The following is a 14,645-nucleotide window of genomic DNA, read 5'->3' as shown; positions in this document are numbered from 1 at the left end:
AGGTTCTACTTCTATTGTACAATATTTTACAGTTGGTTGAGGGAAAGAGATGAGTTGTCATGAATTTGTTGGAAATAAAAAAGAGCCTCATATAAGAGAGGCTTTTTTACTTTTTAATTAATGTACCTAATTCTTCTGTAATAGCTTGCATTTCACTAATGCTGAATGTTTCACGTTTCATAACATGATCATAAATGTCACGTAAATCTTCGTACATTTCTTCGTTAAAACTAGCAGCTCTCATCGCTCCAGCATTAACCATACGTAATTTTTCTTTAATAGCTTCGACCATATATTCAACGTTTTCTTCTGACTTTACGGATAAATCCACCGAAGTGTCCCCCTTTAAAATAACATAAGGCTATCTTAACATTTTTTATCATTTTCGTTAATGAATCTTTTCAATCCCATTAAATTAGTAGGGATTTCCTTTATATTTAATAATTGGTTGTTTATACTATAAGTATATATTAAGAAATGCACCAAGAAGGGAAGAAACAAAAGTATGGTTCAAGTATTGTTTGTTTGTCTTGGGAACATTTGCCGTTCTCCGATGGCAGAAGCGATTTTTCGAAATCTTGTCGTAAAAGAGGGACTTGAAGAGAAAATTGTCATTGATTCTGCAGGAACTGGAGATTGGCATGTTGGCCATCCGCCACATAAAGGAACACAAAAAATTTTAAAAGAAAATGCAGTCACTTTTGAAGGAATTAAAGCAAGGCAAGTAGAAAAAGAAGACTTAACAAAGTTTGATTATATTATTGCCATGGACAACAAGAATATAGCAGATTTAAAAAGTTTAGGTAAAACTGGAGGCTATATTGGTAGGCTGTCCGACTTTGTTCCAGACGGTGGCTGGACAGACGTTCCTGACCCTTACTATACAGGGAATTTCCAAGAAGTATATGACCTTGTAACAGAAGGGTGTGCAAAGCTATTAGCTTTCATTCGAAATGAACAAGGAATATGAGGAAGCTTAGAAAGAAATACTTTCTAACATAAGAAATGAAAGGGTGAAGGAATATGGCAAAGAAAAATAATATTGCTCGAAACATTGCGATTGGTGTAGCGGCAGGTGTAGCTGTATCCATGTTAAAGAAAGAAAACCGTGAAAAAGTAAAAAATACAGCAGAAAAAGCAAAAACAAAGATGATTGAAATTGGTGAAAATGCAAAGATCAAAGAAAAAGTGCAAACTGTTACAGATAAAGGACGCGAACTTGCTGATTTCAATGTGGTAAAAGCGAAAGTAGCAGAAATTAAAAAATTAACGCCATCTGTTGTAGAGACGTTAAAAGAAACGAAAGAAATTTTTAGTAAGAAAAAAGTTGAGCCAGAAGAAAAGCCAGAAACGATTGAAATTCAAGCTGTATCTCCAAAGGTAGATGAGCTGAAAGCAGAAGAAGAGCCAGTAGTTGCTGAAGATGGTGGTATGAAAGAAGCGCGTGAATTATTTATGAAAGACTCAAATGCAGTGGAAAAAAAAACTGAAGCGTACATTGAGTTAAAGCAAGATAAAGAAGAGAAGAAAAGCGTTTAAACATATATGAGAAAAATTTTAGAAAAGGTGAGAAGAAATCGTACTTATTCGTTTGGTAAAGATTTATATGACCGGACGATGCGCGATGATGTAGCGGGCTTGGCAGCACAGCTCGCTTATTTCTTCTTGCTTGCAATTTTTCCTGGGCTCGTTTTCTTAATTACGCTTCTTGGATTTATTCCCATTCAAACAGAGGATGTGCTTAGTTTATTAGAGGTTTATGTACCAGATGATGCAATGAACTTAATTGAGGTAAATGTAGATAAAGTTGTAAACCAGCAAAATGGTGGTTTATTATCATTTGGTTTATTATCCATGTTATGGTTTGCCTCAAATGGTGTTAATGCGGTTATGAATGCTTTTAACCGCGCTTATGACGTGAAGGAAACACGTTCTTTTATTACAACAAGAGCGTTATCAATTGTGTTTACATTAGCTATTATTTTTATGATTGTCTTTGCGTTAATTGTTCCGGTATTCGGACAAGTTATTGGAGCAGCAGTGTTTAAAGCACTCGGTTTATCAGATAGTTTTTCTTTCGTGTGGAGCATTACACGATTAGTAGCGAGTTTCTTCGTGCTATTTGCTTTGTTTAGTTTCTTATATACATTTGCCCCAGATCGAAAGTTAAAAAGAAGAGAAGTTATTTCAGGGGCGTTATTTGCTACTGTAGGATGGATTGTGGTATCGTACTCATTTGCTTATTATGTAGATAAGTTTGCGAATTACGCCAATACATATGGTGGTCTCGGTGGTATCATTATTTTAATGTTATGGTTTTACTTAACTGGATGGGTAATTTTACTTGGCGGTGAAATTAATGGTTTACTCCACCATTATAGAACCGGTGACAATAATTCCCGTAATGAATAATGAGCTCTTGTTCCATAATAAAAAGGAACAGGGGGGATATTTCATGAGTAATAATAAAAAGAACCATAATAATAAAAGTAATAATAAACAAAAGAGCAGTTCGCATCCAAAGCATAAAACGAGTAGCAGTGCGAACGGTCATAATAGCTATCATTAAAAAAAACGGGTCCTCTATGAGGGACCCGTTTTATTTGCTGCCTTTTAATAATCGTAAGCCATTCAAAATGACAAGAATCGTACTTCCTTCATGGCCAATAACACCGAATGGAAGAGCTAAAAATTGCAAGAAGTTTGAACAAATTAGCATGGCAATAACGGCTAGCGAAAAGATTACGTTTTGCTTCACAATACGGTTCATTCGTTTTGATAAACGAATTGCTTGGGAAAGACGAGATAGTTCGTTCTTCATCAGTACAACATCCGCAGTTTCTAAAGCTACATCTGTTCCTTCTCCCATTGCGACACCAATGCTAGCAGTAGCTAGTGCAGGTGCATCATTTATACCGTCTCCGACCATTGCTACTGTACCGTATTTTTCTTTTAACTTTTTAATCGTTTCAACTTTTGTTTCTGGTAAACATGATGCGTAATATTCCTTTATATTACTTTCAGAGGCAATTGCTTTTGCCGTTTCTTCATTATCTCCAGTAATCATAATTGCTTCGACACCAATGCTTTGTAATTCACGAATAGCAGCTATTGTTTCTTGGCGAAGCGTATCTTTTAAAGCGATAAGTCCAAGAATGCCTCCCTCATCACTAATATAAACGACAGTTTTACCTTCCTTTTCAAGTGAGGCAGAAATACCATTATGAAATGTTTTTGTTTCTTCACCGATAAAATCAGCTTTACCTATTTTATAAGCGTTGTTTTCGAATATTCCTTTTAGCCCAAAACCAGTTACATCTTCAACCTTTTCAGGTTTTTTTAATGTAATGTCGTACGCATGTTGTGCATATTTAACAATAGATGCAGCCAAAGGATGTGTAGAGTGACTTTCAATGGATGCTGTAATAGAAAGTACTTCTTTTTCTGTCATATTTTCTCGAACATATACATCTGTTACGGTAGGTTTTCCTTCTGTTAATGTTCCTGTTTTATCAAAGGCGATTGCTTTTACTGAAGCGAGGCGTTCTAAATGTATGCCACCTTTAAAGAGAATTCCATTTCTTGCTCCGTTAGAAATTGCAGATAACGTTGCTGGTGTAATGGCAGCAACGAGTGCACAAGGAGATGCGACTACAAGTAAGATCATAGCGCGATAAAACGTTTCATTCCAGCTCCAGTCAAGTAAGAAATGAGGAACGAACATCATAAGCGCAACAACGAGTAGTACACCTTTTACGTATGTTCCTTCAAACTTTTCGATGAATAGTTGTGATGGTGATTTTTCACTTTGTGCACTTTGGACGAGACGGATAATTTTTTGGAATAATGTTTGATCGCTTGGCTTCGTAATTTTAACTTCGATAGCACCACGTAAATTTACAGTACCTGCAAATACTTCATCGCCATGTCTTTTCTCATTTGGAATAGGTTCTCCCGTGATTGCTGCTTCATCAATATTTGTTTCACCGTTATGAATCGTACCGTCAGCGGGAACACGTTCACCTGGTTTAATTAAAATAATGTCGTTAATTTGTAACTCTCCAACAGGAACACGTTCCTCCGTTCCGTTGGAAATGCGTAATGCTTCTTCGGGTTGTAAGTCAAGAAGAGCGGAAATTTCTTTTTGGCTCTTACTTAATGTATAAGATTCCATAGCACCGCTGAGCGCAAAGATAAAGATTAAGATAGCCCCTTCTGCCCAGTAGCCAATAATTGCAGCACCAATAGCTGCAAAGAGCATTAGCATTTCAACATTTAGCTCTTTTTCTTCAATCGTATCTTCAATGCCTTCTTTCGCTTTTGCATATCCACCAACTATATAAGCAAGGATATAGCAAGTAATACCTACATTCATTACATCGTTCTTTGTGAATAACCAGCCAACTAAAATAAAAATACCAGATGCTACTGCAAATACAAGTTCATAATGTTTTTTTAATGTGTCCCATAAAGAGGAATGAGAAATTGTTTCTTTTGACTGTAACGTTTTTACTTCTGAGTTCATTACTACCCGCTCCTTCCGCATTCTTATTGAGAAAAATAATCAAAATCGAAACCCCTATAAAACGACGAAAGCTGCCATCCATAATGGATAGCAGCATTTCTGTTGAATCTGTTTTTAATAGTTCTTATGTTGTAATTATTCTATAGTATATCATATGTTTTTATGAGATGGTACGGTTTTGTTTCAAGTATAAACGGAAAACTTGTGTTTTCGCAACTCCTCTGGTATATATGAATATTGTTCATAAAAAGATCGGAAAGGAAGACAACAAGTGAAGACAGAGAAAATTTTTACCCATCCGATTGGCGTATTTATTGCTGCAATAGTAGCAACTTTTTTATGGGGAAGCGCATTTCCTTTTATTAAATTAAGTTATGTTGAACTTGGAATTCAACCACAAGAAGTTGGAGAGCAAATATTATTTGCCGGTTATCGTTTCTTTTTATCTGGAGTCATGCTCTTATTATTCTTTAAAGTGTTAGGAAAAGATATGAGCTTCAAAAAAGGAACAGGGAAACAGTTAATACAAATTGGTTTATTCCAAACGTTTCTTCAATATATCTGTTTTTACATTGGAATGAGTTATAGTTCAGGAATTGAAGGAGCTATCATTTCAGGAACATCATCATTCTTTCAAATTTTACTCGCCCATTTTTTATATAAAGATGATGCTCTCAATATGCGAAAATTAATTGGGGTATCTATTGGTTTTTGTGGCGTCATTTTAGTAAATGTGCCGAGTGATGGTAGCTTATCATTTCATTTTGGGATCGGAAGCTTATTACTTCTTAGTGCAGCAATGCTGTATTCATATGGAAACATATTAGCAAAAGAAGGTAGTAAAACATTAGATATTGGTTATATGACAGCATACCAAATGATTTTTGGTTCTACAGGATTATTATGTATAGGGGCTTTACAAGTTGGAGTCATGCCATTCACATTTAGTCTACATGCACTACTTATGCTAATTTATTTATCTTTCTTATCTGCAGCTGGTTTTTGCATTTGGAATACAATTATGAAGTATAACAAGGTTGGAAAAGTATCTATGTATATGTTCTTTATACCCGTATTTGGTGTGTTATTATCGAGCATGATTTTAGGTGAAGCAATTCATTCATTTGTGCTACTCGGTTTAGCATGTGTAGCCGCGGGAATCATTGTGGTAAATAGGACACCAGCTAAGCAAAAAATGGAGCAAGAAAAACAAGTAGCATAGAGAGCAGAAAAGCGATTACAATGGAAGAACAGTACTGTTCTTCTTTTTTTATAGAAAAAGGATAATAGACTAAGTGTAACGAAAAAAGATACAAAAAGCATTTATTGAGGAGAAAATATTATGAATCTACTTTACGTGGTGTTAATTGGGCAAATATTTCTTTTTTTTATTGGTGCAATTTATGCAATGGGGCAGACAAAAAGAACGAAAGATAATATGCCGTTACCTTTAGCAATTCGTCTTATTCTTAGTTTTTCTTTAACAGGTAGTGCAATTTGCATATGGTTACAAGATCCATCTGTAGAGTATAGTACGTGGGTTGCACTTGGTATGACTTTATCAACTGTGGGAGATTTGTTTATGGCTGGGCTGATTCCAATTGGTCATCGATTAATTGGAGGGATGGTTACTTTCGCTGTTGCTCATTGTTTTTATGTAAAAGCATTTTTGCAAACAGGAATTTCATGGAATGGTTTTTGGATTGGCTTACTCGTATATGGGCTCTTTCTAATTGTAGGATGGTTCTTCTTTATCCGAAATGATAAACAGGATAAGTTGTTTACGATAGGAGCTCTAATTTACGGATTGTGGGTTGGAGGAATGGCTTGCTTTGCATTCGCCTTATATTATGAAAATACAGGGATATGGTGGATACCAGCGTTTGGTGGCTTACTGTTTGTAATTTCTGATTTCATTATTGGCGTGACAGATATCGGAGGGCGTAAATTGAAGTATGAGCCACTTTGGATTTGGTTTACATATGTAGCTGCTCAAATGTGTATTATATATGTGGGATTATAAAAAGATACTCTCAAAATAGTGGATAGACTATTTTGAGAGTATCTTTTTTGCTTGTTAATTTGATTAGTATTTTTATTTTGAAATTTCTAATATTATAATTTTATAATTCAGAATTTTGTAGAAAATCATCGGTCGTATTATTTATAATAAAAGTAAAAAGATGATGAGTTGGTGAAATGATGCAAAAGAAAAAACGTTGGCGTGAATTCTTTGGAACTATTGCAATTGCATGTTTATTGGTGTTTTTGGCGAAAATTTTTGTGTTTTTTCCGACGACTGTAAAAGGAGCATCTATGAGGCCAACGTTGCAAGATGGAGATAAGGTGATTGTTAATAAGTTAGCAAAACAATTTGAAAGCTATGGGAGAGAAGATATTATTGTTGTGAAAACAGATAATTTTTATGTCAAAAGAGTGATTGGATTGCCTGGAGATATAATTGAGATGAGAAATGATCAATTATATGTAAATTCTGAAGTGAAAGATGAAGAGTATTTGGATAGTAATAAAAAACAAGCAGAAAAAAAACTTATGAATTTAACAGAGGACTTTGGACCGATTACAGTTCCTAAAAATAAGATTTTTGTTATGGGAGATAATCGCTTAATAAGTAAAGATAGTAGAAATGGTTTAGGTTTTATTGATAGAGAAGATGTGTTAGGAAAGTTAGCAGGCATTTATTATCCGTTTGAACATATGAAAATAATAAAGTAAAAAAACCAAGCAAATTTTAGTTTGCTTGGTTTTTTTGTTAAACAGTAGGAGATTCGTTTGATACAGAGATATCTTCATGTTTCTTTGTAGTACTTAAAACAAATTTATGTTGTAGTAATTGTAGTTTAAATAACGCCAAAGGATCATGATATGTTTCTGGATTGCTTCTTAGCGTCGCTAATGTTTGCTCGTCTTCCTGTATCTCAAGTTGAGCTGCATCTACATTTTGTTTCAATATATTAAGTGGATCTTTGAAGAACATCATGATATCACGTTCTAATGCACCTTCAAATACTTCAAATTGAAGGAAGAATTGTTTGGAAATTGTGTGAGCAATTTCTGTATAGTCTTCTGTTTCAATATATTGTTTATATTTGTTGGCGAGCATAGATTGGTTTTTTTGCATATTACCAAATAATTTTCCGGCACTTTTTAAGAAAAACTGTGTCGGTGTAAAGCGTAATAAAATATTGATGTTCGTTACTGTAATTCGATTTGTCATTCGTGCAACATCTCGATTCCAATCATCTAATAATTTGAAATCGCAAGGAAGTTTCATACGTTCTTCTTTATATAATTTATTAAACGTTTCACTCATTTCATCTAAATAAGCTTGAGCTTGAATAAATTCATTATGTGCTGTTTCAATCCATTCTTGAATAGACCCAGTAAATTTAGGAAGAAGTACCTGTTGTACATGCTTTTGAACACGTTCATTCATTGCAGCATTTAATTCTTCATGAACTAGTTTGAAATCACTATCTTCTTGAACAAGATCAGAGCAACTCTGTAATAATTCAGGAATTTGAGAATGTATATCTCGTGTAATTTCTTCTTTCGTTAAAAGATAGGATTCGGTAATAGAGCGAATTTTATCTTTTTCAAGAGCAGTAAGGTTATTAATAAATCCAGTAAGTTTCACTGAGATGTGTTTATTCCAGCGTACGGATTTTACTAATGTATTTTCTAATTCCACACGTTCATTTATGAGATAAGCAATTGTCTTTTGTGTAAACCATATTAGCTTTTCTATACGTTCTTTTTCTATATCGCGTTTTGCAAGATTAGAGAGAATAGATTCTGTTACATCTCCAAGTTGCTGGCTACTCTCTTGCGAAGGAGAGTATGGGAAGAATTGTGCATCTGGAAAATGTACTTTAAGTTTACTAATTAGTTTTTCATTAGTAGTCGTATTATTTGTGTGTAATACGAAGTGAATTTGTAAGTTTGGTACTTGTTCACGTAAATAAATTAATGTATCAATTTCTTTACTATGCAATGGTGAAGAAGAATTTAATACGTAAACAAGACTATCTGCTGCTTGTAAGTATTCAAAGTATGCATTGTTTTTATCCAATTGCTCTTGAATGGATGGTGTAAGAAGAAATGTAAACTTATTTTTTCTTAAAAACCTACTTGGTAGCTTAATTTCTATACATTTTTTCTCAAGTTCTGACTGAGCAGATGTAGCCGTTATTTGATGGAATTCATCAAGGTTAGGGATATTTCGTATATCTAACTCGGTAAATTCTGTTATTTCAGTTTGACTAGCGTCTTTAAATAGAATAGGAGTTGTTAAAGTTTCAGTTAAGATGTTCTCTCCCAATATTGAATTAACAAATGATGTTTTATCATGGTCACTAGTTCCGGCTATTAGTAGTGGTGTGACATTTAAATCACATAGTTCATGGACTAGTAGCGTAAATTGATGACTTAAATCTACATCATTTTTCTCAGCCCATACAGCGATTGTTTCGAATAAATGAGAAACTGTTTCCATATTTACATCTGCTTCAGCTGATGTATTAGAAAGTAAGGATCCAGCACTTTTTACGAGTAATGATTCTAAAGTTGTAGGTGAGACTTCATTCCATGCTAACACTGCTGCAGAGACAACTAGAGAATCTTTTGCTTTCGTTAAACTAAACCAATTTGTTAATAAATTTGGTACAAGTCCGTTTAATTCATGCATAAAATGATTTCCGGTAATTAATGCAAAGTATGTTTCTTGATAGCGAGTAGAAATTTCATTCCAATCGTCATTATTGTCTGTTTCAATATGCAAGAATAAATGATTAATACTTTGAATCCAAGGAAGGTATAAGGATTCATGTTGATAGCTATTCCAAAGAGCAATAACAAGCTCTTTAAATTGAGCTTGATCAACAGCATATAGAGCTTTTAAAGACTCATAGAAATATTCAGGCTTAATATTTTTTGTAAATCCTTTGTTTATGTAATTTATTAACGTATCAAACCAGTGTAAAGATTGTGTTCGAATACCTTCTTGAACAGCTAGTTCGATAGCGTTGTTCCAATCTTCTTGTTTTTCATAGAAAGAACGTGCAATTGCAGTAATATTTGGATAATCCGGTTGGAATGCAACAGCTTCACTAATCGTCTTAAAAGCGAGTCCTAAACGATCTTGTTCGATATAAAGAGAAAGAAGTTGTAAGGAAACCTCCATCGTAAGAGTTGTATCTTCCGTTTGAATAGATTGATAAATTTCTTCTGCCTTTGGTAAGAATCCTAGTTCAAAATAAGCATCTGCAATATTTTTTGTCGCCCAAAGTGCAAGAGCATTATTTACTTTTTCCCATTTAAATATAGCTGCTTCAAAATCTTTATTTTGATAATAAAATTCACCTTGAGCAAATCGAATATTAGAAATGTTGGAGAATTCATTTTTAGATTCATTTATATATGCTTCACCGAGTACTTCCGATGCAGGAGTAGAAGTTTCTTCTGTTAAAAATGTTTTATAGTAAACTTTTTGAATAAATTGATTTTCAATGGTCATGTTCGTTCCCCCCTGTATAATTTAGAAAAATGATGTCGTATGTAAAAGGGTGTATGTTCTTTTAATAGGTAGAAGTTGCATTATATAGACCAAACTATGTTTTTGCTAGATATATCATTTTTCTTGAGAGTTAAACCGTTGCGAAAAGTAACTTTCCTTTATTGTAACAAAAAAACACGCATATGAATTTTTATTTTTTATCGGGTTATTTGCGGGCAGTAAGAATCTAATCTCAAAATTGTTGAATGTAAGTAAGTTATGTGGGAGTCGGGATGTCTGTAGAAGCAAGATTGGCATAGGTTAATAATTAGTAGAGGATGAACAAAACTCCCACTGATTAAAGTTTCACTTTATCTCTGTTAAAGGAAAGAATAGAAGTAGAGTTCATTATAAAAACAATGTATAGTGAATATGTATACCATGTTTGCCTTAAAGATAGAAAGGGTACAATGTGGAATAACGATCGTGCATAGGATGTGTCTTCCGAATGGAACAACATATTGGCGAGTTAATCGCGCATTATGGCTATTTTGGAATTGTTATAGCTTTGGCTGGTGGTATTGTCGGATTACCGATACCAGACGAGTTTTTATTGACCTTTGTTGGTTATAATGTTTCAAAAGGAGTTATGTCAGGAACTGCTGCTTTTTTAAGTGGGATGGCTGGTGCGATGTTAGGGATCACGTTAAGCTACATATTAGGTTTAAAACTTGGGCTCCCTGTTTTAAAGAAATATGGGCCGAAAATTAGAATTAAAGAACATCACATTGAAAAAACACATATTTTATTTGAAAAATATGGGCCATTTCTTTTAATGATTGGTTATTTTATACCGGGAGTACGTCATTTAACGGCATATTTTGCTGGGGTATCAAATTTGACACTTTGGCGTTTTTGTTTGTACGCTTACGGTGGTGCGCTCATTTGGATAAGTGTTTTTATTGGGCTTGGCTGGAAGTTAGGCGAGAAGTGGCGCTTCGTTGAGTATAGTTTACATCATTATGGAATATGGATTTTATTAATTTCAGCAGTTGTTACATGTGTTGTATGGTTGTACATAAAGAAAAAGAAAAACCGCTAATAGCGGTTTTTTTAGCTGAAAGCAATAAATAATACACCAGCTGTAATAAAGACTACACCAACACCGGTCATAAAGTTTAACTTTTCACCGAGGATAATCATAGCGAGAATGATAGAAAATACGACGCTTAATTTATCGACAGGAGCTACTTGTGAAACCTTTCCTGTTTTGAGGGCAAGAAAATAAAATAGCCATGACGAAGCACCTGCAACCCCACTTAATGTGATAAATAGCAGTGCTTTTTTATTTAGCAGTACGTCGCCGATATTTTGAAATTTACCTTGTATGATAATAACGCCTATCATAAATAATGCCATAATAATAGATCGAATTGTTGTTGCAACGTTTGCATCGATGCCGTCTAAACCAAACTTTCCAAAAATAGATACAAGGGCAGCAGCAATTGCTGATAATAGTGCAAATAAGAGCCACGAACTCATAGTAAAATTCCTCCAATCTTACAGTATTATACATGAAAATGATTCTCATGTATAAAGTTGAAGCAATTGAGCTTTATAGGAAGTGCGACTTCAACTTAACTTCTTGCTCCACCTGAATTTTAAGGTGGGAGTTTTACTGCCTGTAAATAGTGGGCTAAATAACGAAATAATCCCCACCTTATATTTTTAATAAGGTGGGGATTATTATACTACTCTGCAATTTCCTCATATAAAAAGTACGTTACATTATAAATATGTTCTACTTCATCGTCTGTCATAAACAATAATTCGTCACGCTCAATCCCTTTTTTCTTTTCAATAAACTCAATCATATTTTTGCGTTCTTCTCTCTTCATCAATTTTATTTCTCCTCTCAATCTGTTTTAATACAGTTTATTTAAGTTACTGCTATTATATAACAGAATCTTTGGAAAGTTCCACCTATTTTATTATTTTTTTTAAAAGAACTTTTCGACAAAACAAGCCCACCTAAGGGGGGCTTGTTTTATTTTATAGTCGTAAAAACTCAGGCTCCGTCGTACCCGCACCATCAATGTAATAAATTGTGTCGGGATTGATTTTGATCAATACGTAATTAGGGTCTTCAGGACCGAGTAACCAACGTTTTAAGCTATTATTCCAAAACTTGTTTTTTAATGTTGAGTCTTCCTCGATTGAAGCTAACCCTTCAACTTCAATATAATCTTCATCTAATTTTTTTCCTTCTCGTCCGAGTAGTACATGGACATTAGGATTTTGTTCAATATCTGTTATCTTTTTTGATTGTCGATCTGTTGCAACATATAGTACAAAATCTTCATGGAAAAACATCATAAAGGCGCTATGAGGTTTCTCATTTCGTACTGTAGATAATACACCAGTACGTTGACCTTGAATAATAGTTGCGATTTTTTCTTTTAAGTGCATAATTTTAACCCCTTTTCACAATTTATAATTCTGTCTGTTTAAACAAGATAATTTAAATATCTTTCATACTGTTTTCTTCAATCCGATTTTTTAAACGTAATTGTGATGAAATCGGACAAGTTAGGAGAAGAATAATAATAATATTGAGGAGAAATACATACGATGGAAGGATGAAAAGCATGTTTAATAAAATATTTCTTATAGTAGCGCTTATAGGTGTACCACTATCTGTACTTGGAAAAACACTTCATTGGCCAGAAACAATTATGTTCGCTGTGTATTGTATTACGATTATCGCATTAGCTGGTTTTATGGGGAGAGCAACAGAGAGTCTAGCAATTGTTTCTGGTCCTAGAATAGGCGGATTATTAAATGCTACTTTCGGTAATGCTGTTGAACTTATCATTTCAATTTTTGCACTTCAAGCAGGGTTAATTGAAGTGGTGTTAGCTTCTTTAACCGGTTCTGTACTTGGAAATTTATTATTGGTAGGAGGGTTATCTTTCTTTGTTGGAGGTCTTAAATACAAAAGACAAAGTTTTAATGTATATGATGCAAGGCATAATTCAGCTTTATTAATATTTGCTGTTGTTGTGGCCTTTGTTATTCCAGAGATCTTTTCAATGAAGATGGACGCTGGCAAGACGTATCAATTAAGTATAGGTGTTTCTATTATTATGATTATCATGTACCTTGCTGCATTACTATTTAAGTTAGTTACGCACCGTGGTGTATATCAACATAAAAGTGACGAAGTAGCGCATGAAGAAGAGCCAGAGTGGTCAAAAGGGAAGGCGCTCCTTATTTTAGCGATAGCAACACTGGCAGTAGCTTATGTGTCAGAGGCACTCGTACATACTTTTGAAACTGTTGCAAAGTCATTTGGTTGGTCAGAGTTATTTATAGGGGTTATTATCGTTGCGATTGTTGGGAATGCAGCGGAACATGCGTCTGCAATTATTATGGCTTATAAAAATAAAGTAAATATTGCAGTCGAAATTGCAATAGGCTCTACATTACAAATCGCCATGTTTGTTGCTCCTGTATTAGTATTGCTATCTATGTTCTTCGCGCAAAGGATGCCTTTAGTATTTACTATACCAGAACTTGTGTCTATGATTACAGCCGTTTTCTTAACGATTGCGATTTCCAATGATGGAGATACAAACTGGTTTGAAGGTGGCACTTTACTAGCGGCGTATGTCATTATGGGAATTGGTTTTTATTTATTATGAAAAATAGGCATAACAATTGCGCTCAGAGAAAACAATAAACGAAGTAGTATATATACCTACATAGGAAGGAGCCAGACAGGTGAAACGAGTATACAGCATATGTCTTTCAACTATGGTCTCGTTTATTTTATTATTTCCTAACATGAGTTTTGCAAAGACAACAGTAGGAACAAAAATGCCTTCATCTGTTTTAAATATTTCAAAAGACAATACATTTCCAAATGATGCGCAAGATTTGCCACGTTTACAACCAAGTAAATTTGCTCAAGAGCTATTGAAAACGGCTAATATTAAAATTGAAAATCCAGACTTAATTCGGATGTTTAATGAAACGACAATTTCAAATGCGCCGCTTGCAGTAGGGTATCGGGCAAAAATTTATTTGGGTCAATGGGCTTTACATTATGAATCAGTAGACACATCGATTAATTGGGAATATAAACAAGTGAATCGAAATGTGTATGATAATCGCGGAGGAGACCGTTTATATCCACTTCGCTATAAGCAAGAAACACAAAAGACGGTTGAAGGCGATTTAACAGCAGATATGAAAGATGCTGCAGATGTGAAAAAAATGATGCTTCTCAAAGCACTTGAAAAAGTACAATTACCCCTTTCGTTTAAAACGACCATTGGTTATGGTACTGGACATGAGCGTGTGTATAATATTAGTCCGAGTCAACTCGGATATTTATACGCTTATACACCAGCAGTAAATGAAAAAGGAAAAGTAACATTTGGAGAAGTGTATCTTGTATTAAAGGGAAATCAAAAAAGACTTGTTGTGAAAAATATTACTTCTCAAGGAATTGGAGCTGCTATTCCAATTCATGATCATTTGTATTTTAAATTCATTTCTTCTTCCCACTCGCAATAACATGAAAAAACGTCAGCTTATAAG

Annotated in this window: 15 protein-coding genes; 9 read left to right on the top strand and 6 right to left on the bottom strand. The window is 34.1% G+C overall.

What is annotated here, in order from left to right; genetic code table 11:
* Window positions 1-106: 106 nt before the first annotated feature.
* Window positions 107-331, bottom strand: a complete 225-nt coding sequence (locus ACQGSG_RS07225; RefSeq protein WP_000366196.1) for a DUF1128 domain-containing protein — start codon at window positions 329-331, stop codon at window positions 107-109.
* A 174-nt stretch (window positions 332-505) separates the two neighbouring features.
* Here ACQGSG_RS07225 and ACQGSG_RS07220 point away from each other — a divergent pair, with 174 nt between their 5' ends.
* From ACQGSG_RS07220 to ACQGSG_RS07210, 3 genes are read left to right on the top strand one after another with little or no spacing between them, the layout of a single operon-like run.
* Entirely contained in the window at window positions 506-970 is a 465-nt protein-coding gene (locus ACQGSG_RS07220) for a low molecular weight protein-tyrosine-phosphatase (RefSeq protein WP_000250916.1), read from the top strand.
* Between the two features lie 53 nt (window positions 971-1,023).
* The gene (locus tag ACQGSG_RS07215; protein WP_001085388.1) at window positions 1,024-1,539 is read left to right on the top strand and encodes a DUF4075 domain-containing protein; all 516 of its coding nucleotides are present in this window, start codon (window positions 1,024-1,026) and stop codon (window positions 1,537-1,539) included.
* 6 nt (window positions 1,540-1,545) lie between these two features.
* Window positions 1,546-2,412, top strand: coding sequence for a YihY/virulence factor BrkB family protein (locus tag ACQGSG_RS07210; RefSeq protein WP_001226536.1), 867 nt, complete (start codon window positions 1,546-1,548; stop codon window positions 2,410-2,412).
* 187 nt (window positions 2,413-2,599) lie between these two features.
* Here the strand turns inward: ACQGSG_RS07210 and ACQGSG_RS07205 are convergent, their stop codons facing one another.
* A complete protein-coding gene (locus tag ACQGSG_RS07205) occupies window positions 2,600-4,525 on the bottom strand; it encodes a heavy metal translocating P-type ATPase (protein ID WP_325842812.1) in 1,926 nt (641 codons plus the stop codon).
* 271 nt (window positions 4,526-4,796) lie between these two features.
* Here ACQGSG_RS07205 and ACQGSG_RS07200 point away from each other — a divergent pair, with 271 nt between their 5' ends.
* The 3 genes from ACQGSG_RS07200 (at window position 4,797) to lepB (ending at window position 7,261) form a co-directional block, all read left to right on the top strand.
* The gene (locus tag ACQGSG_RS07200) at window positions 4,797-5,747 is read left to right on the top strand and encodes a DMT family transporter (protein ID WP_000845729.1); all 951 of its coding nucleotides are present in this window, start codon (window positions 4,797-4,799) and stop codon (window positions 5,745-5,747) included.
* A 120-nt stretch (window positions 5,748-5,867) separates the two neighbouring features.
* Window positions 5,868-6,548 (top strand): lysoplasmalogenase, encoded by a 681-nt coding sequence (locus tag ACQGSG_RS07195; RefSeq protein WP_001051073.1) that lies wholly within the window; start codon window positions 5,868-5,870, stop codon window positions 6,546-6,548.
* 176 nt (window positions 6,549-6,724) lie between these two features.
* Window positions 6,725-7,261: a signal peptidase I gene (gene lepB / locus ACQGSG_RS07190; RefSeq protein ID WP_000983308.1), complete on the top strand. Its 537-nt coding sequence runs from the start codon at window positions 6,725-6,727 to the stop codon at window positions 7,259-7,261.
* Window positions 7,262-7,298: 37 nt separating this feature from the next.
* On the opposite strand, the gene ACQGSG_RS07185 is transcribed toward lepB, so the two are convergent.
* Window positions 7,299-10,061 (bottom strand): tetratricopeptide repeat protein, encoded by a 2,763-nt coding sequence (locus ACQGSG_RS07185; RefSeq protein WP_061655991.1) that lies wholly within the window; start codon window positions 10,059-10,061, stop codon window positions 7,299-7,301.
* A 487-nt stretch (window positions 10,062-10,548) separates the two neighbouring features.
* Between ACQGSG_RS07185 and ACQGSG_RS07180 the strand changes: the two genes are divergently transcribed.
* Entirely contained in the window at window positions 10,549-11,142 is a 594-nt protein-coding gene (locus ACQGSG_RS07180; protein WP_000434878.1) for a DedA family protein, read from the top strand.
* 11 nt (window positions 11,143-11,153) lie between these two features.
* Here the strand turns inward: ACQGSG_RS07180 and ACQGSG_RS07175 are convergent, their stop codons facing one another.
* From ACQGSG_RS07175 to ACQGSG_RS07165, 3 genes are all read right to left on the bottom strand, one after another.
* Window positions 11,154-11,582, bottom strand: coding sequence for an EamA family transporter (locus tag ACQGSG_RS07175; RefSeq protein WP_000100296.1), 429 nt, complete (start codon window positions 11,580-11,582; stop codon window positions 11,154-11,156).
* Between the two features lie 209 nt (window positions 11,583-11,791).
* Entirely contained in the window at window positions 11,792-11,938 is a 147-nt protein-coding gene (locus ACQGSG_RS07170; RefSeq protein ID WP_000817786.1) for a BH0509 family protein, read from the bottom strand.
* 154 nt (window positions 11,939-12,092) lie between these two features.
* The gene (locus ACQGSG_RS07165) at window positions 12,093-12,509 is read right to left on the bottom strand and encodes a pyridoxamine 5'-phosphate oxidase family protein (protein WP_000550220.1); all 417 of its coding nucleotides are present in this window, start codon (window positions 12,507-12,509) and stop codon (window positions 12,093-12,095) included.
* A 179-nt stretch (window positions 12,510-12,688) separates the two neighbouring features.
* Here ACQGSG_RS07165 and cax point away from each other — a divergent pair, with 179 nt between their 5' ends.
* Together cax and ACQGSG_RS07155 are read left to right on the top strand one after the other, a co-directional pair.
* Window positions 12,689-13,744, top strand: a complete 1,056-nt coding sequence (gene cax, locus ACQGSG_RS07160) for a calcium/proton exchanger (RefSeq protein WP_000482133.1) — start codon at window positions 12,689-12,691, stop codon at window positions 13,742-13,744.
* Between the two features lie 79 nt (window positions 13,745-13,823).
* Window positions 13,824-14,621 (top strand): YfkD famly protein, encoded by a 798-nt coding sequence (locus ACQGSG_RS07155; RefSeq protein ID WP_002102695.1) that lies wholly within the window; start codon window positions 13,824-13,826, stop codon window positions 14,619-14,621.
* The last annotated feature ends 24 nt before the right edge of the window (window positions 14,622-14,645 follow it).

Source organism: Bacillus sp. GMa5/1 (genome assembly GCF_050172015.1).
GTDB lineage: Bacteria > Bacillota > Bacilli > Bacillales > Bacillaceae_G > Bacillus_A > Bacillus_A cereus.
Note: the sequence above shows the minus strand (reverse complement) of the source record. Positions and strands in the feature narration are given on the sequence as shown.